The sequence below is a fragment of the Streptomyces sp. NPDC002886 genome (assembly GCF_042888445.1).
Lineage (GTDB): Bacteria > Actinomycetota > Actinomycetes > Streptomycetales > Streptomycetaceae > Streptomyces.
This window is the reverse complement of record NZ_JBIAPV010000011.1, coordinates 221,876-246,035: the sequence shown is the minus strand read 5'-3', so window position 1 is coordinate 246,035 and position 24,160 is coordinate 221,876. Positions and strand designations below refer to the sequence as shown.

Here is a 24,160-nt window from a genome sequence, read left to right as displayed (position 1 = left end):
TGAGGCTCTGCCGTACATCGGCGCCGGGTGCTCTTGGATCCAGGCGGCCAACTGTCCCAAGCGCGTCGTCCGCCGACCTTGTATCCGCAGCTTCTGGCACAAACGTTGGCCCGGGCGGCCGCCGCGCTCCACAGCGACCGATCTCATCGCCGACCGGCCGCCGTCGAAGTACGGAGTCTCCGCTCCGTCAGGCCAGCCACCTGTTCCACGTACGTCCGGCTCCGGCTCCGGCTCTGGTCACAGAAGAACCAACGCACGCGGAGACAGACGACCATCTGCCGGCCGCTGGCAGGCAGCCCGGCAATGTGACGCCAGTACCGGCTGTGAACACGTGCCGCGGGATGCTGACACAGGGGACATGGCCCTGACGGTCCGCAGCATGCCGCGTCGACCATCACGTTGTCATCCACGACCGCGGCCTGGCGCACTACGACGTTCAGACCCGGGAAAGGACGTCTTGAAGCGATTCCGTCTCCATGACGACGGTATTCCCTGGAGAAACGGTCCTGCAATCCAGCCCTTCGAGCGCCTGCAGTCAGGGAGCGATCCCCAAGGTGCGAGTAATCGTCTGGACCATCGCTCGCCACTCCTCCGCCTCAGCGCTCTCGACCCAGCCCTCGGCCAACTCTGAACCGACCTCCAGAACACGACGAATCGCCCGCCCAGCCTGGGGCCGGAGCGAGATCGGCAAAGCAGGCAACGGCTCAGCAGGACCGTCATCGGAATCGATCTCTACCTGACTGCCTGGAATCTGGGACGCGATGAGGGCAGCAGCGGCAATGGCTTCGGCCCCATCCCCACCATCCACGCGCGAGCCGGAGTCCACCACCCTTTGGAAAGCCCTGGCCATCGCCTCGATGACCTGATCAGTCGACATCCCCGCAAGCCCCTCGACGAAGTCTGCGGCCATATCACTGTCGAACGGACCGGTCCCCCACGTTCCCATGTGCTTCTCCCACCATCCGGACTCGGTGGCGCAAGCATCTCAGCACGCTCTGACACCGCGGAGCAGCAGTACCTGACAACGAACGCCGGCTGGCAACATCCCGCGGCTGGCATAGGCATCACGGAACAGCGTTCAGAACCGTCTAGTTGGCCCTTCCGGCCAACTACGACACTCACAGTCCTGGGACGAATGGTGCGGGGCAGAACCTGGTTTGAAATCGAGCAGCCGACGATGTCCGGCAGATCAGGGAGCTGCGGCGTCCATGAACGCACTGAGGAGCGCCCGGGCGCGCTTTCGGAGGGCTTCATCCCGGTCGATGATCCGGTCTTCGACTCCGGAGCAGATGATCCGGGCGTCGCCGTCGGCGAGGGCGGCAAGTCGACTCAGGTGGTCGTCGGTCAATGCGTCGGGACCGAGTGCTTCCAGGGCGTCGCAGGCACCCATCGGATCGGCGTCCTGTTCGGCGGACCGCAGGGCGGCCTCGGCGAGTGCGGTGCGGTCCAGCAAGGCGGGTTCGGCCACGGCCGCCAGGGCCCGCACCGCGGCCGGCGCCTGTGTCCCATCGGCGAGGGCCGCTTCCAGACGGGCAGTGAGCGGCCGTCCGGCAGGGCCGAGGAGGGCGGCCGCTCGGGCGGCACGTACTACCGACCATCTGGACCAGGGGTTTCCTTCGGCACGGGCGAAGACCGATTCCAGAACAGCGACCACACCGTCCGCGTCCCCCGCGACGCTCCACAGAGCCTCAGCGAGGGCCGTGTCCGTATCCAGCGCATGCGTGGTGTCGCCGTCCTGGCCCCTGAGTGCCGCGCGCAGGGCCGGCGCGAGCGCTGCTCCCCGGGTACCGAGTGAACCAGCTATCAGGGCGGCCTCCCGGAGCTGGCCGGAGCCTCGCCCGAGGTTTTGGTCGAGACAGCGCAGCAGGGGCGCGAGCTCGCCGTCGAGATCGTGCAGGGCCTTCGCCGCGGGCAGTACTCCCTGCTCGGCTGCCGCCCGCAACGAGGTGACAGCCCGTGCGCGGTCAGCCGGCGCGCAGTCGGCAGCGACGGAAGCAATGACCTGGGCGGACTGGCCGGGAAGGTGCAGGAGTCCCGCGCACAGCTCGGGCAACGCCGGCGCGGCTTTGGCGCCCCACCCCGCCAGCAGGTTCGTCAGCTGCCACGGTTCGTTACCGCTCAGGGACTCAGGCCGGGATAGGCGGTTCCGGACCGCATCAAGGAGCTCGCCGCTGTACGAGAAGGCGGAGTCCGCGGCGCTCCGGAACCCGGCGGCCGCGTCGAGGGCGCGCGGCCGCTGCCCCAGGCCAGCGGCGAGGAGCGGGGCCGCCTGTGAGGGCACCACACCTACAAGCGCGGCCAAAGCGCGGTCCGCATGGTCGTCGTCTTGGTCCAGGTTCCGTCCGGCGAGCGGGGCGAGGATGTCGGCAGCCGGTGCGGCGGCGCTGCCCAGCCGGCCGAGAAGAGACGCCATGTCGACCACTGCCTCATCGTCGACGGCCGCCGCGCGCAAGTTCCACACCAGGTGCCGTGGGGCACTGCGGGAGAGTACGCAGGCCCGGTCGGCCGCCCAGAGGCCTTCACCTCGCACCTCGGCCCGGCTGTCGTGCAGGGCCGCCTCGACCAGTGCGAACGCCATCTTGCGCTCCGCGCGGAGACCCCGAGTCAGGAGCGCCTCGACGACGGCAGCCAGCGGCTCGCCTCGTTCGAGGTCGAGATCGGAGCTCAGGGAATCGGCGGGTAGCAGAGCCAGCATCGTCGTGTGCATGGCCTCAGTCCACGGAACGCCCGCGTCGAGGGAGGCGAAGACGGCGGCCATGCGCACCTCAGCCGGCTGGGACGGGTCCAAGACGGCGGCGGCCGCCACCGCTCCGCCCTGCGGATCGAGCCGTGCGATCCCTGCCAGGACCTCCGCGCGAGCGGACGGTTCGGATTCCTCGTCCCAGCGCGCGCAGAGCGCGGGGAGGACGATCTCGGTCGCGCGGGTGTGGGACACAGCCCAGGCCGTGGTCCGGCGAACCCCCGGATCCGGTGAGGACAGCAGGGGCAGTAGCAACGGGAGCCAGTCCGCCACAGCCGCCCGGACCGTGCCCAGTGCCACGCCGTACTCATCCTCGCTCTCGGCCATGCCACCGAGCAGCGTCAGGATGTCTGCCGTGCGATGGCCAGCAGCCGCGATCCCGACCAGGAACGGCACCGCCTCGCGACTGGCGGCGTAGACCGTCCCCTGGTGCAGAACGCTCCCGTAGAGCTCCGACAGCGCCTCATCCGCCACATCCGCGTCGGCGCCGGTGAGAGCCCGCAGTAGATCGGGAACATCCTCCGCGCTGCCGTACGCGTGGGAGAGGGAAGACCAAGGGCGAGTATCCAGGCCGTGGAGCGGGTGTACGAGATCCATGCGCAGCATCGTGCCAGCCATCTCCGACATTCCCTGGCCACCAGCGATGCTCACTCGGGCTTCCCCATGGAGAAGTCGAGCCGCAGAACCCGTACTGACGGCCGGTAATGTGAGTGCCTGACAGTGACACCTTCCCTTGGAAATGAAGTTCAGGATGCACATCCTGGAAGATCCATCCGAGCTCTCGGCACGCGCACAAGACCTCCTGCGTCGTTCAGCCCGGCGTGAGTGTCCCTCTCGGTTCGGGCTGCCGATAGAGCTCTGGCAAGTGCGTGACCACACAGGGGTACTCGTCCCCGCTCCCATGGATCTCATCATCCGGTGCGAGGGATTCGAGCAGAAGTTCGGAGGCCTGCGCTACGAGGTACGCCGTAGCTGGGTTGTGAACGGGGATCGGTACGAGACCACCCGCGGGTGGGAGTATGACCACCTCGGTCTGCAGACGGCGGCATGGCAGGACCGGGGAAGTGCGGGCTGATACTTCGAATGGACCGGCGAGCGTGTGTCGAAGCCGTGCCGGGACTTGATCCACACCGACGGCAGTGTGGGCACCGACATCGACGGTGGCAGTCCCTACCTCCCTGTCGCCCCGTCGCTCCCGCATCTGATCGAATCTCATGCCCTCACCGACTCGGTCGCGACGTGGAAGCCATGGCCCATGGACAGCCTTGCCGCCTCGGCCATCGAACTCCTGGACGGCCTGGTGGAGGTGGCCGAGGCCTCATGGGGTTCCTCGCGGTGGCGGCTGTCGGACACCATCGCCGTCATGGACTACGACAGCTGGGACCACAAGAATCCGCGCCGCAGGACCCTCGTCTGGTCACGCGAGGAAGCCGGTCGGCGCCAAGTGCAGGCAGTCCTGGACGGATGGCAGCATCGAGATCAGAGCACGCTGCGGACCGATCGGTTTCGCCCGACCGCACCGACTGGAGCACCGTCGGCCGCTAAGCCTTGCCCGGAGGTGGAGGCCGGCTCGTAGCTTTCGGGGGTCTTGTCGTAGCGGGTGGCGATGCCGCGCCAAACTTTGAGTTTGTTGATCATGCGCTCGGTGGTGTCGCGGTCCTTGTAGAGCTCGGTCTCGTAGGTCACGGGGCGGCCGCCTCGACCGCCGTATCTCTTGCTGTTCGCGGGCGGGTCCTTCTTCTCCGGGATGACGGCCTTGATGCCGCGCCTGCGCGGTTGGCGCGGTTGGCGCGAGAGGAGTGCGCCGTGTCGCCGGCCACCGCGTCGGGCCGGGTACGGGGCCCGCTGACGGGCAGCCGGATGCGGACCTTGCTCAGGACGGGGAAGAACTGCGGGCGGTCCGCCTCTGGGCCGGCCGAGCAGGCGATGAACTTCCACTGATCATCGCTGAGCTGTCGGCGCATCACGCCGACGTTCTAGATGGCATTCGTCTTCATGCCGCGTGCTTCGGCCGCGCCCACGAGGAGTCGAGGCCGCTACGGCCGCGTCGGCCGCCATCTGCGGCACCAGGCGAGTAGAAGGACGGCAAAGCGCCGACCCTCAAGGTTCGAGACGAGGAGCACCATGTCGCACCCCCGGCCCGTTCCGCGCCGCCCGGAAGGCAGGCTCGCTCTCGCGCTGGCCTTCGCGGCTGCCGCCGCGGCCTTCCTCGCCATCTTCCTGTTCGGCCGGGCGAACACGTCGGACTACACCGCGACACTGTTCGGCCAGGCGGACGCCGACGCCGTGCGTCTCAAGGCGCTCCTGGCCACCGGCGTCCTGGGGCTGGCCACCCTCCAGTTGCTGCTGGCGCTGTGGATGTACGGCCGGCTGCCCGGAGTGCGTCGGGTGCCGGGCCCGGTGCCCATCACCCACCGGATCGTCGGTGTGGTCCTCTTCGCCCTCTCCGTCCCGATCACGGTGCACTGCGTCCGGGCGTATGGCGTGCAGCTGACCGGCTCGCGTGTGGCAGTGCACTCCATCGCGGGCTGCTTCTTCTACGGGGCGTTCGCCGCCAAGGTCCTGCTGGTGCGGAGCCGTCACCTGCCGGGCTGGGCCCTGCCGGTGGCCGGGGGTGCGCTCGTGGTCGTGGTGGTGGTCCTCTGGTACACGAGTGCGCTGTGGCACTTCAACGGAGACACCGTGCCGGCACTGTCCCTCGGACAGCACCACCTGCCACTGGGATGGTTGTGACGATCGGACGACCACCGAGGACAAGGGCCTATCGGATGACGGTCCTCGGTAGCGGCGTGCGATGGCGCCGTGGGCGCCGCCGGGCTCCAGCCGGACGCAGTAGAGGACGCTGCCGCCGCGAACCGGGCGACTTCCTCACGGCGGGGGGGCACGGATGTGGGCGACCTCGTCAGAGTCTGCTTCACGGCCCCGGTGACACAGCGAGCGGTGTTGGCTGGAGGGCATGGAGTCCGCCCGCGAGGCATCCCCTGCGACGGATCACTCCGAACCCCCGCGGCTTCGGATACAGCAACGGCCTGCCCGACCTCCGTATGGGCTTGCGCAGAGACCGCCGGTCCGGCGGGAACGGTACCCACCGAGTCCAGGGCGCGCCGTACACCGTGATCGACCCGCTGGTCGGCGACCCGGCCGCCGCCGTCCACGCGGCGACGGCTGGGAAGGGCGGCAACGGTCCATCGCGCCGGCCGTATCAGGCACGCCTCGGAGGCGAGCATCGCGTCACGGACCATCCCCGCGAGGCAGGGCTCGCGGCGTTCGACATCACCGGGCTGACGCGCCCGGCGGCGGGCGGTCCGGTCGCGGGGGGGAGAGAGATCGGAGTGAGGCCCCACGGGTTGACCGAGCTGCTGACGGCAGGTGCCCATCGCGACGGTGGTCGGCTGTCATGGGCGTGTCTGTTCACACGTTGCCTACGCGACCCGGCCGTTCGCGAGCTGTACGGCTGCGCCCGGACGTCCGTCCGTAGCCCGCTCGCCGAGCGGGGCCGCGAGAGCCACCTGGATGGTGGCGCCCGCTGACCGGGCATCGGCTGGAGTGCCTGCCGGAATTGGCTGGCAGGTGCATGACGGGATAATGGGGTGCGGGGCTACCTTCTTAGGGCTCCGGAGGGGCGGCTGTCCGAACTGCGGCCACAGGCGGGCGGTGGCGGCGTCTCCAGTGCCCCGGCTCCGCCGAGGGGCCGGGTCCCCCCACGCATGAAGGAAGACGACCATGTCTCTGGGCACCTGGCTGAAAGTCGGCACCTCCGCCGCCGCAATGGTTCTCGCGGCGGCAACCGCCGCGACCGCGGCACCCGCGTCCGTACCGGACGCCTCCGCAGCGGTAGTGACGCTTCGTTACGATGACAGTCGGGCCGGCGGCTGGGAAGCGGCCATCACGGCCGGGGTCGCTTCCTGGAACGCGAACGTCAGCAACGTTCGGCTGGTGGAGGCCGCGCCCGGGGTCCGGGCCGAGATCGTTATCGTGGCCACCACCGGCTGGCCGCAGGCCACCCTCGGTCCGGTCCGTCCTGGGCGACAGGTGCGAGTCGAACTCGGCGCGCAGGCCGTGAGCCAGGGGTACGACAAGACGCGCATCGCCGCACACGAGCTGGGCCACAGCCTGGGCCTCCCGGACACCAAGCCGGGGCCGTGCTCCCAGCTGATGTCCGGGTCCAGCGCCGGGACGGCCTGCACCAACGCCGTGCCCAACGCGACCGAGCGGTCCCGCGTGCAGAACGCGTACGCGAACGGGCTCGCGGCAACCGTGCCGACCGATGGCCGGGTACTCATCGACGCCCCCTGACCGGCGGATCGGCGAGTGGGCCGCTGCGGGGCCCCGACTGGGACGGAACTCCTGGAGGGCGGGGCCCCGCCGGTCCACTGGCGCACCTTCATCAAGAAGGAACGTGGGGCGCTTCACCTGGATGAGTCGGCCTGGACAACAGAACGCGGCATGGCACCCTGGTGAGGGTCTCCCCGGCGGTCCCCCTGTCCCGCTCGACCACCACGCACGCCGCCGCGGATCCCGGACAGTCGGCCCTGGTCGACGGCACGTTCCCCACGCACCGGCGGCGTGCCCCCGGCTGTGTGCAGCGGCCCCCTACTGAGCGATCAGCACGCCGACCGGCAACCGCAGTGCAGGCGTCCGTCGGGCGCCGTGGACCGCGGGGTGGGGCAGCCCGCGGTCCACGGCGGCCTCGATGGCTGGTCTTCGGCTGGGGATCAGGACGCGCGCGCCTATCCGTATCGGCTCAGTTCGTGGAAGAAGCCGTCGATGACGTTCAGTTGTCCGGTGCGGGCTGCCTCGTCGTAGACGTGTTTGCCGACGGCGAGGTCGAGTACGCCCAGGCCGAAAGGTGAGAACACCACCGGCCGGTCGTGCGGCAGTACCGCGCGGCCGGTCGTGACGTCGTGCAGTGTGCCGGTGAGGAAATCTCGGTTTCCGGTGAGCTGTTCGGCCAGGTGGGGCGAGGTGTCGGCTTTCAGGCAGTGCTCGATGTCGTCGACGATGTTGGCCGAGGCGAGCAGGATTTCGGGAGCGAGGTCGCGCAGTGACACGTGCAGGACCAGGGGGTTGTGGTCGAACCATGCCGGGTCGGTGATGTGTGGCCGGCCGGCGACGGTGGCGAAGACGAGTAGATCGCTGGAGCGGATCAGCTGCTCGGGGCTGTCGTGCACGGTGATCCGGGTGGCCGCAGGGGTGTCTTGCAGGTAGCTGCGGAAGCCGGTTGCGCTGTCGGCGGAGACGTCATGCACGCCGATTTCATCGAAGGACCAGCCGGTTGCGGTCAGGAACGTATGGATGTAGCGGGCGATAAGACCCGTTCCGAAGAATCCGACGCGCGTCGGGCGTGCCCGCCGGCCCTGACTGAGCCGGTTGGCCGCTGATGCGGCCATCGCGGCCGTTCGGGTGGCGCTGATGATGGAGCTCTCCAGGCAGGCGAACGGGTAGCCGGTGTCGTGGTCGTTGAGGATCAGCACCGCTGATGCCCTGGGGATGCCGGCCTGCACATTGCCGGGGAAGCTGGAGATCCACTTGATTCCGTCCACTCGCGCCCGTCCGCCGATCGATGCGGGTAGCGCGATGATGCGGGCGGTCGGGCGGTCGGGGAAGCGCAGGAAGTACGACGGCGGGTTCACCGACTCCCCGACGGCGTGGAGATGGTAGGTGGACTCGATCAGCTCCATGATCTGCTGTTCCTGGCCCTGGAGGGTGTGCTGGACCTGGGCTCCAGGGATCACGGCGAACGGGGGCACCTCGATCGGTGCCGGCGTTGCGTTCGGTTCGGACATCGGGGACCGCGCGGCAGTGGGACGGGACGGGGTCATCGGGTGCTCCCTTCGGGGGCCGCAGTCGGTGTGGGCGGGAAAGAGGCCGGGGGCCGTGGTTCGGCCATGGCAACGAGGACATCGCGCGGCGGCTCGAAGGGTTCCCTGCTGTGGGCGGTACGGATGTTGTCGATGAGCATCAGGTCGCCGGACTGCCACGGCTCGCGGATGGTGTGCTCGTCGTAGACCGTGTTGATCAGGTGGACCACGTCCTCGCCGATCGGGTCACCGTCTCCGAAGCAGGTGTTGAACGGCAGGGATTCGGGGCCGTAGACGTCGACGAGGTACTCCCGTACCTCGGGTGCCAGCGTCCACGCGTTGAGGAATGCGATCTGGTTGAACCAGCAGCGCCGGCCGGTGACCGGGTGGCGTACCACGGCCGGGCGGCGCTGGCGGGTCTGCAAGCCGCCGTCTGCTTGCCAGGCGAATTCGAGGGCGTTGGCACGGCAGTAGTTCTCGACGGCCGCCCGGTCGTCGGTGCCGAACGCCTCGGACCAGGAGGCGCCGATGTCGTCGTTGTAAGTGCGGGTGAGCAGCCAGCCGTGCTGTTCGAACCGCTGGACGAGTTCCGGCGGCAGGGCCTCCAGGACGGCGGCGGAGTCCGCGAGGGCGGTGGCTCCGCCCGTGGTGGGTGCCGTCAGGCAGGCGAGCAGGAGCAGACCTGGAGGGCTGTGGATGTAGCTGAGCTCGTGGTGCATGCACATGGGCTGGTTGGCCGGCCACACCGTGGAGGAGTACAGGCCGGAGCTGTACGTCTGGCGGGGGGCGAAGGCTTCGACGTCGGTCATAAGGGCAGATGTCAATTGGCCGAAGACGGCGGCCACCTGCCCGGGTTCGCACAGCCCGAGCCCGCGGACGAGTACGGCGCCGTGCTCGGTGACGAGGCCGTGCAGGGTGTGGCGGTGTTCGGCTGCCCAGGCCGGCAGATCGGCCTGGGCGGGGGTCCGAACATGCAGGATCGGGGGCTTGCCCGGGTGCAGGTCCGCTCGGGGCACGGACGCGGAAGTGAGCACAGGGCTGGGGCTCACCGGGGCGGAGCTGGTGAATGACATGGTCTGTGTCCTTTCGGTGGTGGTGAGGAGGAGAAGGAGGAGGAGGAGGCCGGCGATCAGGGGGAAGCCGGCTGTGCGAGGGGGCGCTGGTGGGACGTGGTGTCCAGGAACCCGGCCAGATCGGTGAGGACGGGGTGGCGTATGACGTCTGCCGGGGACACGGCGCGGTCCAGAGAGATGGCAAGTTTCACGGCCGACAGGGACGTGCCGCCCAGGTCGAAGAAGTTGTCGCGCCGGTCGATCCGGCCTCGCGCGATGCCGAGCACGCTCGCCCACGCGGCCGCCAGCCGCTCTTCGGCGGGCGTACGGGGCGCCTGAACGTCGCCCTCGGCCGCGTGAAGCCGCGTGGCCAGGGCCGTCAAGGCCTTCCGGTCGATCTTGCTGTTGGGGGTCAGCGGGAGGCTTTCCTGCCAGTGGATGACCGAGGGGACCATGTACCCGGGCAGTGACGTGCCCAGCCGGTCCAGCAGGATGCCGGCCTCGAGCGGGTGCGGGGCGGTGTAGAACGCCACGAGGTGCGTGCTGTGGTCGGGCCGTTCGGTGACCACCACGGCGCTGTCGCGGACCCCGGGTGCTCGGAGCAGGGTGTTCTCGATCTCGCCGGTCTCTATGCGGAAACCGCGGATCTTGACCTGGTTGTCGCGGCGGCCGAGGAACTCCAGCTTGCCGTCCCACCGCCAGCGGCCCACGTCGCCGCTGCGGTACAGGCGCTTGCCCTCACGGTGTGGATCGGCAAGGTACGTCGGCCGGGTGCGCTCAGGGTCATTGACGTAGCCGCGGCCGACACAGACCCCGGAGAAGGCGATCAGGCCGGGCGCACCGAGCGGCACCGGATTGAGGTGCTCGTCGACCACGTAGAGGTGCACATTGTTGACGGGCCGGCCCAGCGGGACCCGGTCGGCGTCCGGTGCGCGGTCCATGACCTCGTGGTTGGTGTCGTCGCTGGTCTCCGTCAGTCCGTAGGCGTTGACGAGTTTGATGTGGGGCTGGGCGGTGAACCAGCGCTGGGCGAGTTCCTTCTTCAGTGCCTCACCCGTGACCGACACGTACCGCAGGTGCGGCAGCGTCCGAGGGTACTGCTCGAGATGGGACACGACGACGTCGAGGTAGGAGGGGACAACCTGCAGCACGGTGACCTGGCCCCGGGCAACGGTGTCGACGAACCGTGCGGCGTCGAGGATCGTTTCCTGCTCGATCAACAGGGTCCGCCCGCCCGCGAGCAGCGGGGCGAGCAGTTGCCACAGCGAGATGTCGAAACACTGGGGCGCGGTCTGGGCGACCACCTGCCCCTCGCCGATCTCGAGGTCGTCGATTTTGGCGTAGAGGTGGTTGAGCATGCCCTGGTGTTCGCACATCGCGCCCTTGGGCTCACCCGTCGAGCCGGAGGTGAAGTAGATGTAGGCGAGCTGGTCGGGTGTGACGTCGATACCGAGATCAGTCCCGGCATGGTCCTGGCCGTAGGCGGTGTCGACGAACAGCGTCCGGACTGCGGGCCGGGAAGCCAGAGCCGGCTGAAGGGTGGTGGCGGCCGTTTCGGTGATCACGAGCCCGCATCCGGCACGGGCCAGCATGGCGTTGATGCGTTCAGCCGGCAGGTGCGGCTCGATGGGCAGGTACGCACCGCCGGCCTTGAAGACGGCCAGGACGGCGGCCAGCCAGTCCAGGTTCCTCTCCATCGCCACCGCGACCACCCCTTCACGGTGGAGTCCTTGGGCCCGCAGGGCGCGGGCCAGGCGGTTGGCGCGGGCGTTGAGCTCTTGGTAGGTCCACTCCCGGATGCCGTGCTGGGCCGCGACGGCGTTCGGGTGCTGCCGTACACGCTGTTCGAACAGCTCGTGCACCCGGTGCTCGGGCAGGTCCCGGTGCGGCCCGGCAAGGCCATGGACTTGGAAACGGAGCTCTTCGGTCGACACCAGACTCTGACCCGCGTGATCGGCGTCCGGATCAGCGGCGATCAAGGCGAGCGCCGTCAGGTGGTATCCGGCGATCCGCGCAGCGCAGTCCGCGTCGAGGACGTCGGTGCGGTAGCGCAGCCGCAGCGTCAGCCGTCCGTCGTCGTCGTGGGCGATGCCCGTCCACAGCGCCGTGGCGGCGGCCAGCGTGCTGCTGTCCGGGGCCGGGGTGGCATCAGCTTCCGCGCCAGGGAAGTCGCCGCTCATGCCGGTGGGGTCGAGTACGGTCTCGAAGGGTGGTTCGGTCAGGCCCAGTTCGCGCCTGAGCTCATCGATGGGGAAGTCCTGGTGGGCCAGGAGTTGCGCGACGGCCTGGTGGGTGTGCCGAAGCAGGACCCGCCATGAGTCGCGGCCGGTCGTCAGTCTGCAGGGCAGGGGTCGGCCACCGGAAGCAGCGACGTAACCGGTGGTGATCTCCTGTTCGCCGCCCAGCGCGGCCAGCACCTTCGCGTGGGCGGCCAGCAGTACACAGTTCAGCGACACCCCCAGGTCGTCTGCCAGCCGGCGCAATGCTGTTGCCTGGCCGGCTGGGACCTGCGTCTCGTACCCGGCCACGCCCGCGACCGGTGCCGGGGTCCAGCGCGGAAGGGGCGCGAAGCCGCTGCCGGCGGCCAGGACGCCGTGCCAGAACTCTCTACTGGTGGATGCGTTGAGCTCCATGAGGGGTCTCTCCTGTCTGGGGCTGATGCGGGTCGGGCGTCAGACGCCGCCGAGCGGGTGGGGGTGCAAGGGTGCGGCGCCGGACAACTGCGCCGGCAGCGCTGCGGGTGGTGGGGTGTGATCCGGCAGCTGTCGGGCCGGGTTTCCCGCCCACAGAGCCCGTTGTGGGACCTGCTCGCCTTTCATGAGGAAGGAGTCGCAGGCGAGTTGGACACGGTCTGCCAACGTCACGCCGTAGTGGACGAGCGCGCCGACACCGAGGGTGCAGCCGTCACCGATCGTGGTGCGGTCGGACTTGAAAGCGCCGTCCTCCTGCGAGTGGCACTGGATCACCGTGCCCGCGTTCAACGTGCAGTCGTCCCCGATGGTGACGAGGGTCCGCTCCGGGAAGAAGCAGCCGTCGTCGAAGACCCGCTTGCCGATCCGCGCGCCCAGCAATCGCCACACGACGTTCTTGAACGGAGTCCCGTCGAACAACTGCGCATAATTGACCGACGCCATCTTCCAGAAACGCTCGTGCCGCCAGAACGACGGCTCGTAGATCGAGCAGTACAGCGGCTTCTGCGCCTTGAATCCGGTGACGGCCCGTTCGAGCAGCGCGAAGTAGACGACGCTGAACAGCAGTGTGAGGACACCGGCCAGCGCGAACGCCGAAGCTCCCAGCGAGGGGTAGAGGGTCGTCGCGGCCAGGGCGACGAGGGTCACGGCGAAGACGTGGATCCACCGCGCCGTCAAGTACAGCCCCGCCGTGACGGCATTGTGCCGGTTCTTGGCGGCCAGGCGCCGGCGCAGCTCGCCACCGCTCTCCAGGTCCTGGAACCGGGTGTCCCGCATCACCGTGCGCGGAATGGCGAAGGGCGGCGAGCCCAGCAGGCCTACGTTCTCCCGTACTTCTCCGTCGACCGGGACCATCACCTTCGTCGCCAGCAGGCAGTTGTCACCGGTCCTGGCCCGCGAGGGATAGGCAATGTGGTTGCCGAGGAAGCTGTGGGATCCGATCGAGACCCGAGACAGCCTGAATGACGTGTTGGAGAACTCCGTGTTGATGACCGACAGGCCGTCGGCCACCATCGTCTTGCTGCCCACCGAGGTCAAGAACGGGTTGTCGTGCTTCACTTCGCTACCGAAGTTCGAACCGGTCTGTGTGACATGGAACAGGTCGTAGCCGAGATAGCGCAGGTAGTGGACGATCGCGGAGCTGTCGCCGAACAGCGCCGTGAAGAACTTCCTGTTGGTCAGAAGCGTGATGGCCCGCTGCAGCCCGTAGTGGAAGCCGTAGAGCGGATAGACGGTCTCCGGCTTGACCGCCAGATTGAGCAGGCGCGGCACCACGCCCTGGATGACGAGCGCGGCGAATGCGGCTCCGAAGAACAACACGAAGGATGCGGCCAGCACACCTAGGTAGAACGTCCCGTTGCTGAACGTCGAAATCCCGGCCTGAGGCATTGCGTTCAGATGCGAGAGTGGGGCCAGCAGCACCGTGACGCAGCCGGCTGCCAGCGGCAGATACACCAGGATCAGGGCGAGCAGCTGTCCGACGGTGTAGCGGAGCTTCCTGGCTGTGGAGCCTTCGACGGCACCGACCGTGCGGAAGTCCGTGCCGGTGGGCTCGGCCGGTGACCCGTGCCAACGCTCGCCCGCGGGGACGGTCTGACCGGCGTGCAGGCTGGAGGCGTGCCCGAGCTGGGCCTGGTCGCCCATCGAGGTGTTGATGTCGAGGACGGTCTGTTCACTGACGTGGACGTTCCGGCCAAGGCTGACGGGACCGGTCTGGATGAGACCGTCGTGTGCCCGGTAGCAGGAGAAGGACGCATCCTTGCGGACCACCGTTCCGTCACCGATCGTGAGCAGATCGGCGCAGACAGGGACCTGCGTGGAGAAGATCGCGACATCGCGCCCGATCTTCGCGCCCAGCGCCCTGAGGTATGCCGCGTACAGCGGCGACCCTGTGAACAGGCGGGCGGGACTTGTACGGATCAAGGTTTTGACCAGCCACCAGCGTACGTAGCCGAGGCTCCAGACGGGGAACTCACGGCTCGTGAAACGACCGACGAGGGTCCACTTCGCCACGATCGGCACCACACACAGGCCGGCGAAGCCCGCGCTGCCCACCAGTACGGATCGCAGGTAGACATCGAGCGCACCGGAGCCGGCGCCGACCCATTCAAAGCCTCGGACCGTGGCCAGGGCGGCGAGGTAGGAATAGCCGAGGAACGCCAGGAACTGCAGCATTCCGCACAGCAGGTACTGCCCCGTGCCCGCCCGCGCCGCCGCCCGGTGCGCCGAAGCGGACGCCGAGGAGAATCCCGGCGTTGGTGCCTGCGTTGATGCCGGGACGGCTGGATGGACGGACGGCTGGGCAGGCACGGGCGCATCCGGTGCCGGTCCCGTGGTCACGGGCCGAGCGGATACGGGCGTCGAGGCCGCGGGCGCGGCGTGGGTGGAGGCGGCGGGCGCGGTGTGGGTGAGCGCGGAGGCCAGGCCGTTGACTGTGGGATGCCGGTAGACGTCCTTCATCGATACAGGCGGCAGGTCGGCCCGCTTCCTGACCCGGGCACAGAACCCCGCCATTACCAGCGAATCAGCACCCAGATCATCAAAGAAGTTGCTGTCGCCCGGCACCTGCTCCGCACCCACGACATCGGCAAGCACCTCCGCGAGGAGCCGCGCGGTCTCGGCCGCCGGGCTGCCGGATGTGCCCTTCGGCCCGCCTTCGGGCCTGCCGTCGGCAGGTGTTGAGGTGCCGGGCGAGCCGGTCGTCCAGGCATCGGTGGATTCTTCTGGCATGTGCGCTCCTCGACGATGTTCCGGGCGCCGCGGATCGTGGCCGTCGGCACCCTCCGGCCACGCACTCGACCTGTGACGGGAGTCAGCGCTCCCCAGGACGCGAGGCCGTGAGTTCTCATCTGTCACCAAGAAGGGCATGCGCTTCTTCCGTGCGCGAAAGGCCTCAGGCCCTCAAGAACGGATTCGCGATGCCGCCCCTCCAGTAGGCCCGAAAAGCGGATATCCGCCATGCCACTGAAAATCGTGACTTGACGCCCCGCCGAGTCGTCCCCTCGGCGTCGTCCCACACCGCACACCACAACGCCCGCTCGGCCGATATCCCTAATAGCGGCCTATGTCAAGACACGACATCCGGTGGCATGACAGAACCACGGTCAGCCCGCGTACTGGAGGAGTCCCGAAGACGGAGTCCCGAAGACGTGGCACCAGGCGACACCTTCCCCGAGCCGCCCCCACAAAGGCCGGCGGCACCAGGCAGCGCCGTGAGCGCATGCGAGGAGGTAACCATGCCGGTCATATCCGCCCCCCAGGAATTCAACCAGGACGACCTCTACGTCGACCTCGAGGCCATCACCGGGCACCGGCTGTTCCTCAAATGCGAAGGATTCAATTTCGCGGGGTCCATCAAGCTCAAAGCCGCAACCGCGATGGTCGAGGCCGCCGAACGCGACGGCCTGCTGACTCCTGGCTCCATTCTGGTCGAATCCTCCTCAGGCAACCTAGGCGTGGCGCTGGGCATGATCGCGGCCAGCAAGGGCTACCGGTTCGTATGCGTGACCGACTCCCGCTGCAACCTGGCCACCCGGCTGCTCCTGGAGGCTCTCGGCAGCCAGGTCCATATCGTCACCGAGCCCTCGCCCACCGGCGGACTGCTCGGCGCCCGCATCGACCACGTCCGCGCCCTGTGCGCCTCCGACGACCGCTACGTATGGCTCAACCAATACACCAACCCCAACAACCAAGGTGCCCACTACCGGACCACCGCACCGGCCATCGCCCGCGCCTTCCCCGACCTCGATGTCCTCTTCATCGGGGCCGGCACCACCGGGACCCTCATGGGGTGCGCCCGCTACTTCCGCACCTGGCACCGCCCGGTACGCATCGTCGCGATCGATCCGGAGGGCTCCGCCACCTTTGGACACACGCCCACTCGCCGCATGATCCCCGGCCTCGGCACCAGCATCCGCCCCCCGCTCCTCGACACCTCCTACGTCGACGACGTGGTCCACGTCGACGAAGCCGAGACGATTCGCACGTGCCACCGGCTGGCCCGCCACGGCTTCGTCTTCGGCGGCTCGACCGGCACCGTCGTCAAGGGCGCCACGCAATGGCTGACCCAGCAGGAACAGCAGGTGACCGCGGTCGCCATCGCCCCCGACCTCGGCGAGAGCTACCTCGACACCGTCTACCAGACCGGCTGGGTACAAGACCTCTACGGTGAGGACGCACTCCAGCCACAGACCGTCACCGCCGCCGGCTCTACGGGCTGACACGCCGAGTGCTCCCGGGCCGCACATCCCGAGCGCCGTGGTCACCTACAGCGGTGGAACGAGTGCGTGCTGCGACTGATCTTGAGAGCCCGGACGTGTGACCCGTCCACGGCCTGGGTCTGGCCGGGGCGGGCCTGGTATCTGGTCTGCGGCCGGGCCCGGGGGTGTCGTATGGTGGTTCGGTTCCTGTGCCGAGGTGTCGGTGGCAGGGAGCGAATCTTCTGTTCCTTTGGTGTCGTTCTTGAGGTGACTTCCTATAGCCCAGGCCGTGTAGCCGTCCGTGTTCCCCACGTGCTGTTTTGTCGCACGTGTCCGGGGGCGGGCGTCGTGCTGGCCTGAGTTCCGTCACCCTCCCCCTGTTTTGTCTTTCCCGGGTGCAGCTCTGCCGTCTGCCCCGGGTTTCGTGTTTTCCGGCCCCGGTGCGGCCGTCGGCATGGGCTCCCCGATTCCTTTGGATCAGGAGTTTCCCGTCGTGTCTTCCTCCACGCTCGACAACGAGCCACAGCACAGCAACCCGTCTCCGGACGACCCAGCACTTCACCCCCCGAAAATGGCCTTGGCCGCCCGGATCGCCCTCTTGGTCCTGCTGACGGCCGAGCTCATGGACCTCCTCGACCAGTCGGTCGTTCTGACCGCCCTGCCCGCGATCCAGGAGTCGACCGGCGCGGGACCGTCCTCATTGCAGTGGCTGACCACCGGCTATTCACTCCCCGTCGCCGTCGGGCTGATCACCGGCGGTCGCCTCGGCGACCTCTACGGCCGGCGCAGGATCCTCCTGACGGGCACCGTCGTGTTCACCGCGGCCTCGCTCCTGTGCGGACTGGCCGCCGGACCGGGCCTGCTGATCGGCGCCCGCATGCTCCAGGGGGTGGGAGTGGCTGTGATGATCCCGCAGGTCCTGGCCACCCTCCATGTCACCTTCGACGGCGAGAGCCGCAGCAAGGCATTCGGCCTGTACGGGGCCGTTCTCTCCATCGCCAACGTCTTGGGCCCGGTGATGGGCGGCCTGCTTACCGAAGCGGACCTTTTCGGGCTGTCCTGGCGGCCGATCTTCCTGGTCAACGTGCCCGTCGGCCTCGCCGTACTGGTCCTGGGACGCAAGTTCATCCCCGAGTCGACCGTGACGAAGGCCGACCGGCTCGACCTGACCGGCATGGCATTGTCCGCGCTGGCCATCGTCCTGATCGTCTTCCCCCTCTCCGAAGGGCACCTGCACCACTGGCCGCTCTGGTCCTTCGCCATGCTCGCCGCAGGTCTCCTCGTTCTGGTCGTCTTCCTGCGCCACCAGCAACGCAAGCAGGACGACGCCCCCCTCGTGCCCCTGTCCCTCTTCAGGGGCCGTCCATTCTCCGGCGGCACGGCCGCGCAGCTGATGCACGGCCTGCTGTGCGGGCTGTTCTTCATGACCTGGACCATCTACCTCCAAAACGGCCTGGGCATGAGCCCCGTCCACGCGTCCCTGGCCTTCGTACTGCTCTCCCTGGGAGAGCTGGCCGGCGCGACGCTTGCGGCGAAGAGCGCCGGGCGCTTCGCCCGCCGCCTGCCCCAGACCGGAGCCCTCATCACGATCGCTGCGGTGGCCGGCTACGGCTTCCAGGCGGCCGCGGGCCAGGGGGACCTGACGCTGCTGGGGATGACCGCTCCGGTGGTACTGATCGGCTTCGGTCTCGGCATGGTCGGCGGCCCGCTCGCCGACTTGTCGCTGGCACGGGTCCCGCACGAGGACGCCGGGGCCGCCTCGGGCCTGTTCAACACGGCGATTCACCTGGGCATCGCCCTCGGCACCGCGCTGACCGCCCTGCTGTTCTTCGCCACCACCGGCGGCTCACCCGACGCCGAACTCAACCGCGAGGCGTTCCTCACCGTGCTGTGGTGGGTCGGCAGCCTCCTCGTCCTGATGTGGGTCCTGATGTTCTTCCTGCCCAAGCAGACGAACGGCCAGGCCGACTGACCCACTCCCAGGTCCCGGCCACCAAGTCGGCCGGGGCCTGGGCCCTCAGGGCTGGTGGGAGGAATGCGGCATGGCCGACGGTCAGCTCCGCGCAACGGCTGCGGGAACGGCTAGGGGAACGGCTGTGGTGGTGGCGTCCCGGCGGTGGCCGCGGGCGTCGACGCGTCGTAGCCGGGAGCGGCCGCTCGAAGGGCGGCGGTCAGGTAGCGGTGAACGATGTCCAGTTCGCCCGGGGTGAAGCCCTCAGCCTCATCGACCAGGTTGGCGATGAGCGGGCCGAAGAAGGACCGACCCAGCTCCACGGCTTTCTGCTCCACCGTCAGCACGACGCGTCGTCGGTCGTTTTCATCGCGCCTGCGGCGGACGAGCCCCAGGCGCTCCAGCCGGTCCAGCAGGGCAGTGGTGCCCGCCGAGTTGAGCCGCAGCGCCGCACCGAGTCGTCCCGGGGTGACGTCGGTACCCGCCCGATCGGCGTCAAGCAGATGGATGAGGGCCCGTAGATCGGTCGGGTGCAGACCGTTTCGCGCGGCGAACTCGGCGCCGCGCAGATCGAGTTCCACGGTCACTGCGCGCAGTAGGTGGACCAGCCGCATCGCGGGGTTGATGTCATCACTCACCGGGCTATTATCTCGCCAAGCGAGATACTTGGTCAAAGAGACGATTCTCCGGGGGTTCACCGTGTCCTCATCTCAAGAGTTCTTCGCGGCTTACGACGCACTGCTCGCCCGCTGGCCCACCGGTACCGCCGAGATCGACGTTCCCACCCCGTACGGGACCACCCGTGTCCACGCCTACGGCCCCGCCGACGCCACTCCAGTCCTCCTTCTGCACGGCGGCGGTTCCACCGGCGCGGTCTGGTTCGCCCATGCCTCAGCTCTTGGCACGCACCACCGGGTGCTGGCCGTCGACATCCTGGGCGATGCGGGACACAGCGTCCCCGGCGGACGCCCGCTGCGCACGACCACCGACCTGATGTTTTGGTTGGACGCGCTGCTCGACGGCCTCTCCGTGTCCCGCACGCACCTGCTGGGCCACTCCTACGGCGGCTGGATCGCCCTGACCTATGCCCTGCACGCCGCGCGGCGGGTCGATCGACTGGTACTGCTCGACCCGACCCAGTGCTTCGCCAACTTCCGCCCGGGTTTCCTGCTGCGTTCGCTGCCGATACTGCTCCGTCCGACGCGAGCCCGCGCACACGCCTACCTGGACCGCGAGACCGCCGGGACCGACACCGACCTGGGCTGGAAGCGGCTCTATGCCTTGGCCGTCTCGGACTTCGCGAACCGGAAACTGGTCGTCGGCCGCCGCCCGGACCCCACGGCCCTGAGCGTTCCGCTCCTGGTCCTCCTCGCCGGCCGCAGCGACGCCCATGACGCCGCCAAAGTCGCGGCCTGCGCCCGCAAGGCCGTACCGGAGGCCCGGATCGAGATCCTCGCCGAACTCACCCATTTCGCCATGCCCACCGCCATGCCCGCCCAGACGAGCCGCCTGATCACCGACTTCCTGGCAGACAACCAGGAGAAGCAAGCCGCCTCAGGCGCGGTTTGAAGGAAATGGAGCGGAGCGGACTGCGCTCAACGGCGCCAGACCCCGCGGGCCGACGCCGGTCAGTCCGGGAGGGGATCGGCGAGATCGACGGAGTGCGGGAAAACCGTCTTCACCTCACTGTGGAAGCAAGCGGACACGGGAGAGCGGAGGCCAGGACATGGCTGAAAACGCCCCTCAAGGCTGGGGGAACAGGCCGCCACCCCCTCCCCCCGAGCGCCGTTCCCCCGGTCGGTGGCGCCCTCATTGGCGGCTCTTCACATGGGTGATCCTCGCGTTCAACCTGGTGATGCTGCTGTGGCTGATCTTCGGAATCGCAGCGGCCAACAATGACACCTGCGCCACGAAGCCTCCCGAGGTCCAGGACGCCTGCAGAGTGGGCAGCGATGTGGGAGCCGCCCTCGGCGTGGGGGCCATCGTGTTTCTGTGGCTGGCCGGAGCCGTGATCTTGGGCGTCCTGTGGCTCGTGACCAACTCGCGCAAGGAACGGCGAGACGGCTACCACGGACGCAAATGATCTAGAAAACCCTTCGCAGCGATGCGTCCGGACCGTTTCCGCCCTACCGTGCGTTGAGCACGGACGCGACGACGTCGCCCGCCGGCCCGCTGCCGTAGCCGCCGGACTGGACGACCGAGCCGGCGGCCAGGTCGTCCGCGTAGCCGGTGAACCAGCTGTTGGAGTCGCTCTGCCCGTCGACCTCGGCCGACCCGGTCTTGGCTCCCTTGTCGCCGCTGACCGCGGACATCGCCTTGGCGGCGGTGCCGTCGGTCGCGGCGGCGTTCATCAGGCTGCGCAGGGTGGCGGCCATCTTTCCGGGGAGCGGCTGGGCGGTGGTCAGCTTGCCCTTGATCATCTCCCTGGGCAGGATCACCGGCTGGCGGAACGCGCCGTTCTTCACGGTCGCCGAGAGGGAGGCGATGCTGAGGGCGTTCATGGTGACCTTGCCCTGGCCGATGTAGGAGGCGGCCGTCTCGGGGCCCTTCGAGACCGGGATGCCGGCGTCGCTGGAGGCGATCCCGATGGACCACACCCCGCCCAGGCCGAAGTACTTGCGGGCCGTCTGGCTCAGGGCGGTGTCCTCCACGCCCTTGGCGTTCAGCGGGCCCAGCGCCTTCATGAAGAAGGTGTTGCAGGAGCGGCGGAAGCTGTCCCGGAAGGTGCCGTTCTCGATGAAGAAGTTCTTGTTGTTGTGGAAGGTCGCGCCCGACCAGGTCACCTCCTTAGGGCACTCGACGGGGGAGGTCGGTCCGCCGACCAGCCCGTGCTCCAGCATCATCGCCGCGGTGACGACCTTCATCGTGGAACCGGGGGCCTGCGCCCCCTCCAGCGCCACGTTGAACCCGCCGACCGGGTTGTTGGCGACGGCGCTGATCTCGCCGGTGCTGGGCCGGACGGCGACCACCGAGGCCCGGTCGTACTTCTTCACCGCCAGCTCGGCGGCGGCCTGTACGTCGGCGTCCAGCGTCGTCTGGACCTTCTTCGTCTTTCCCGTGGCGAAGGTGAGCAGCGTCATGTTCGGCGCGTCGGCGTCGGCCGGCTCGATCCACGTCTCGAAGCCGGGCTCGCCCACGGCCCCGTCCGCGTACCGGGTCCGCAGGGTGTCCAGCACGGGCGCCAGCGACGGGTACTCCTCCGCGGTCAGCTCCCGACCTTCGCGGTCCAACGCCAGGATCGAGCCCCTCTTCGCCACACCCGTCCGCAGGGTCGCGCCCTTGATCAGCTTCGGGTGCAGCACCGCCGGCCGCCAGTCCACCAGCGCCCGACCACTGTTCTTGCCCCGCACCACGGTCAGCTCCGAGGCGTACGCCAGCTCCTTCTGGTGCCCCTCAAAACTGATGGTCGCCTTCACCGTGTACGACACCTTGGCGCCGCTCGCCGCGCCCGGCGTGACCACGGCACTCTCCACATGCCCGGTCTCCCGGAAGCCGCGCAGCGCCTCCACCGCCGCCGCCGGGTCGTCGGTCAACGTCCCCGCCGCGTCCGCGTCCCCGCGAGCCCACGCCGCCAGGAAGTCCCGCGACGTCCGCTCGACCTCCTCGGCCGTAACCTTCCCGGACCCGGCCCCGGACGCGTTCAGCGACGCGGCACCCGCACCATCCGAGTCCCCGCCCAGCATCTCGTAGCCCGCAAACCCCACCCCGCCCACCACCAGGACGAACACGCCGCCGACAAGGGCGCTCTTCACTCTGCTGCGCATGGTGCAGTCCCTCCCCTGACGTCCAGGTAGACCGTGTGGCTGGTGGAAGCGAAGTGCTGGGCGTCGGTGTCGACGTGGCGTACGCGCCAGGTCCCGTCGCCATAGCCGCTGAGCCCATAGGCCTTCAGGGGCCCTCCGACGAACATGGTCTCCCCCTTGCACACCGGCTTGAGGTCGTCGAGGGAGGAATGGGTGCCGTTGGACACCTCCACCCAGGCATCCGGCACCGCGCCCACGACGACAGCCGCCCGCGCGGCCGGCGCGGCGCTGGCCGCGACCGGGGCCACTGCGGTCCCCAGGACCCCGAGTGCGACCGCCGCACCGATGACGGTCATCGCCGTTCTGAACCCCTTCACACATCCCCCTGCACTACCTGCTCTACTGCTGCCTGCTGGAACCTTCGGGGACTCTGACCTGCGAGGCATGCCGAAGGTTGTACGCCGGACCTCTGCAATGTGCTTCCTGCCCTACGGGTACGGCAGCGGTGCCGCAGGCAGCTACGAGATAGGGTCCGCCGCCCATCACGCCTTGGTTCGCCGGACACCCCTACGCCGCGTTTCAGGGGGGGCAGTCGCGGCAACCTCGCGCCACCTGCACAGAGCGCCGCTACCACCCGCACCTACGATTTCCCCGGCCAGCATGGGGATCACTGCGTGCAGCTCAGCCATCCTCGAATGGTTCGTCACTCCACCTGAACCAGGCGCGATCGTCACTGATGTGTAGAAGGAACTCCGCGGCCGGACCTGACGGGGCCACGAGCGATAGGGTGTCCGCGATCCGGTCATAGGCGTCGTCGAACTGCTCGTACTCCTCCGTCTCCAGGAGAGCCAGCGACTCGTCGAACCACGGCTTCACCTCCATGAACGTCGGCGTTGGAACGAAGCGACCGTTCAGCCATGGGAAGTCGGCCTCGTCGATGACGATCTCGCCGAGCAGTTCTTCCTGCCGCATCAGTCGCCAGACTTCGCCCTCGAAACCCATCCCGCCAGCTCCATCCGTGTCCTGGTGTCGCCGGGCAGCCTCTCACGCGGCAAGGACAACAAGGCAGGAGCGCCGGCGTCGGCAGCCGTATCGGCGCTCCTGCGCTCGATGGATCTGGATGGTCGGGGCTTGTCGCTGGTGGTCTTGGGGCGCTTGTTGGGACGGTAGCCGGGGCCGTTCACGACCGGCTGGCGTGCCCGTCTTCGCGCGCAGGTTCCCGAACCCCCGGCGGACCCGGGCCGGCGTGAGTTTCTTCAGTTCTAGCCGTCGCGCCGCGCATGGTTGCTAGCTTCACAGAATGACTGCTGTGACATTCGACGATGCTGTCCGAGCCCGGCTGCAAGCCCCCAACATCTGGTACGTCGGCACCGTATTCGCCGACGGAGCACCGCAGGTCAGCCCGATGTGGGTGGATCTGGAGGGTGAGGGGGAGCTGACGTTCACCACCTCAGTAGGCCGGGTGAAGGAGGAAAACCTGCGCCTCGACCCCCGCGTCTATCTGTCGCACGCCGACGCCACCAATCCTCTCGACCGAGTGCAAATCAGCGGTGTGGTAGCCCGGTTCATCGAGGGCCAGGAGGCACACGATCGGATGGACCGGCTGGCCCTCAAGTACCTGGGCAAAGAGCGCTACGAGTGGCTCATGCCGGGAGAACAGCGAGTCTCGGTGATCGTGCGCCCGATCAAGGTGCGGCACATCGTAGGGGTGGAGCGGTTCCGGCCCGGCGGCCCCGTCCCTACTCCCTGAGCGACCAGTAGACCGGTGCCGGCAGGGCCTTTTCCCGCTGGGCCTCGCTCGTCCTGGCCGCACACACGCAGCTCCGCCTCTCCCGTCCGATCGCGGGAGATGTCCACCGGGCGGATCGGCGCGGCCCAGGGTGTGCGTAAGGTCGGCACGAGCCGTGGGCGCCACGCTCCGGGTGGTGACCTTGTGGGAGGAAGACGTGGAGACTGATACCCGGCGACGGTCGCACTCTGATGC

Annotated in this window: 18 protein-coding genes and 1 pseudogene; 7 read left to right on the top strand and 12 right to left on the bottom strand. The window is 68.6% G+C overall.

Translation table 11 applies throughout. The annotated features are described in order from the left end of the window. Positions 1 to 143 precede the first annotated feature (143 nt). The 4 genes and pseudogenes from ACFYYB_RS35250 to ACFYYB_RS35235 form a co-directional block, all read right to left on the bottom strand. Positions 144 to 395 (bottom strand): transposase family protein, encoded by a 252-nt coding sequence (locus tag ACFYYB_RS35250; RefSeq protein WP_389441293.1) that lies wholly within the window; start codon positions 393 to 395, stop codon positions 144 to 146. A 140-nt stretch (positions 396 to 535) separates the two neighbouring features. Continuing rightward, positions 536 to 946, bottom strand: coding sequence for a DUF4259 domain-containing protein (locus ACFYYB_RS35245; RefSeq protein ID WP_389441116.1), 411 nt, complete (start codon positions 944 to 946; stop codon positions 536 to 538). Between the two features lie 243 nt (positions 947 to 1,189). Further along, complete coding sequence (locus ACFYYB_RS35240) at positions 1,190 to 3,337, bottom strand: hypothetical protein (RefSeq protein ID WP_389441114.1); 2,148 nt, start codon at positions 3,335 to 3,337, stop codon at positions 1,190 to 1,192. Positions 3,338 to 4,283: 946 nt separating this feature from the next. Further along, positions 4,284 to 4,656, bottom strand: a pseudogene (locus ACFYYB_RS35235) (IS5/IS1182 family transposase); the annotation flags it as partial. Positions 4,657 to 4,864: 208 nt separating this feature from the next. Here ACFYYB_RS35235 and ACFYYB_RS35230 point away from each other — a divergent pair. Both ACFYYB_RS35230 and ACFYYB_RS35225 read left to right on the top strand, forming a co-directional pair. Beyond that, on the top strand, positions 4,865 to 5,473 hold the full coding sequence (locus tag ACFYYB_RS35230; protein ID WP_389441111.1) for a DUF6529 family protein: 609 nt from the start codon (positions 4,865 to 4,867) through the stop codon (positions 5,471 to 5,473). Positions 5,474 to 6,463: 990 nt separating this feature from the next. After that, positions 6,464 to 7,036: a snapalysin family zinc-dependent metalloprotease gene (locus tag ACFYYB_RS35225; protein WP_389441108.1), complete on the top strand. Its 573-nt coding sequence runs from the start codon at positions 6,464 to 6,466 to the stop codon at positions 7,034 to 7,036. A 434-nt stretch (positions 7,037 to 7,470) separates the two neighbouring features. Here ACFYYB_RS35225 and sbnB read toward each other — a convergent pair whose 3' ends face one another. The 4 genes from sbnB to ACFYYB_RS35205 are packed head-to-tail and all read right to left on the bottom strand — an operon-like array spanning position 7,471 to position 15,013. After that, complete coding sequence (gene sbnB, locus ACFYYB_RS35220) at positions 7,471 to 8,526, bottom strand: 2,3-diaminopropionate biosynthesis protein SbnB (RefSeq protein ID WP_389441291.1); 1,056 nt, start codon at positions 8,524 to 8,526, stop codon at positions 7,471 to 7,473. Positions 8,527 to 8,558: 32 nt separating this feature from the next. After that, the gene (locus tag ACFYYB_RS35215; RefSeq protein ID WP_389441106.1) at positions 8,559 to 9,614 is read right to left on the bottom strand and encodes a TauD/TfdA family dioxygenase; all 1,056 of its coding nucleotides are present in this window, start codon (positions 9,612 to 9,614) and stop codon (positions 8,559 to 8,561) included. Positions 9,615 to 9,670: 56 nt separating this feature from the next. Further along, positions 9,671 to 12,226 (bottom strand): amino acid adenylation domain-containing protein, encoded by a 2,556-nt coding sequence (locus tag ACFYYB_RS35210; protein WP_389441104.1) that lies wholly within the window; start codon positions 12,224 to 12,226, stop codon positions 9,671 to 9,673. Between the two features lie 39 nt (positions 12,227 to 12,265). Further along, positions 12,266 to 15,013 (bottom strand): Pls/PosA family non-ribosomal peptide synthetase, encoded by a 2,748-nt coding sequence (locus ACFYYB_RS35205; RefSeq protein WP_389441101.1) that lies wholly within the window; start codon positions 15,011 to 15,013, stop codon positions 12,266 to 12,268. A gap of 506 nt (positions 15,014 to 15,519) precedes the next feature. Here ACFYYB_RS35205 and sbnA point away from each other — a divergent pair. Beyond that, entirely contained in the window at positions 15,520 to 16,503 is a 984-nt protein-coding gene (gene sbnA / locus ACFYYB_RS35200; RefSeq protein ID WP_389441098.1) for a 2,3-diaminopropionate biosynthesis protein SbnA, read from the top strand. 550 nt (positions 16,504 to 17,053) lie between these two features. Then, positions 17,054 to 18,454, top strand: a complete 1,401-nt coding sequence (locus tag ACFYYB_RS35195; protein WP_389441095.1) for an MFS transporter — start codon at positions 17,054 to 17,056, stop codon at positions 18,452 to 18,454. A gap of 110 nt (positions 18,455 to 18,564) precedes the next feature. On the opposite strand, the gene ACFYYB_RS35190 is transcribed toward ACFYYB_RS35195, so the two are convergent. Further along, positions 18,565 to 19,047 carry a MarR family winged helix-turn-helix transcriptional regulator gene (locus tag ACFYYB_RS35190; RefSeq protein WP_389441289.1) on the bottom strand — a complete coding sequence of 161 codons (483 nt, stop codon included), beginning with the start codon at positions 19,045 to 19,047 and terminating at the stop codon, positions 18,565 to 18,567. 85 nt (positions 19,048 to 19,132) lie between these two features. Here ACFYYB_RS35190 and ACFYYB_RS35185 point away from each other — a divergent pair, with 85 nt between their 5' ends. Continuing rightward, a complete protein-coding gene (locus ACFYYB_RS35185; RefSeq protein WP_389441091.1) occupies positions 19,133 to 20,002 on the top strand; it encodes an alpha/beta fold hydrolase in 870 nt (289 codons plus the stop codon). A gap of 262 nt (positions 20,003 to 20,264) precedes the next feature. Next, on the top strand, positions 20,265 to 20,516 hold the full coding sequence (locus tag ACFYYB_RS35180) for a hypothetical protein (protein ID WP_389441088.1): 252 nt from the start codon (positions 20,265 to 20,267) through the stop codon (positions 20,514 to 20,516). Positions 20,517 to 20,559: 43 nt separating this feature from the next. On the opposite strand, the gene ACFYYB_RS35175 is transcribed toward ACFYYB_RS35180, so the two are convergent. The 3 genes from ACFYYB_RS35175 to ACFYYB_RS35165 all read right to left on the bottom strand — a co-directional run bounded on the left by ACFYYB_RS35175 (position 20,560) and on the right by ACFYYB_RS35165 (position 23,178). After that, positions 20,560 to 22,197, bottom strand: a complete 1,638-nt coding sequence (locus tag ACFYYB_RS35175) for a penicillin-binding transpeptidase domain-containing protein (protein WP_389441085.1) — start codon at positions 22,195 to 22,197, stop codon at positions 20,560 to 20,562. Next, a complete protein-coding gene (locus ACFYYB_RS35170) occupies positions 22,182 to 22,553 on the bottom strand; it encodes a hypothetical protein (protein ID WP_389441082.1) in 372 nt (123 codons plus the stop codon). The genes ACFYYB_RS35175 and ACFYYB_RS35170 overlap by 16 nt, the downstream gene beginning before the upstream one ends. Positions 22,554 to 22,857: 304 nt before the next feature. Continuing rightward, positions 22,858 to 23,178 (bottom strand): hypothetical protein, encoded by a 321-nt coding sequence (locus ACFYYB_RS35165; protein WP_389441079.1) that lies wholly within the window; start codon positions 23,176 to 23,178, stop codon positions 22,858 to 22,860. Between the two features lie 298 nt (positions 23,179 to 23,476). Between ACFYYB_RS35165 and ACFYYB_RS35160 the strand changes: the two genes are divergently transcribed. Further along, positions 23,477 to 23,926 (top strand): TIGR03618 family F420-dependent PPOX class oxidoreductase, encoded by a 450-nt coding sequence (locus ACFYYB_RS35160; protein WP_389441076.1) that lies wholly within the window; start codon positions 23,477 to 23,479, stop codon positions 23,924 to 23,926. The last annotated feature ends 234 nt before the right edge of the window (positions 23,927 to 24,160 follow it).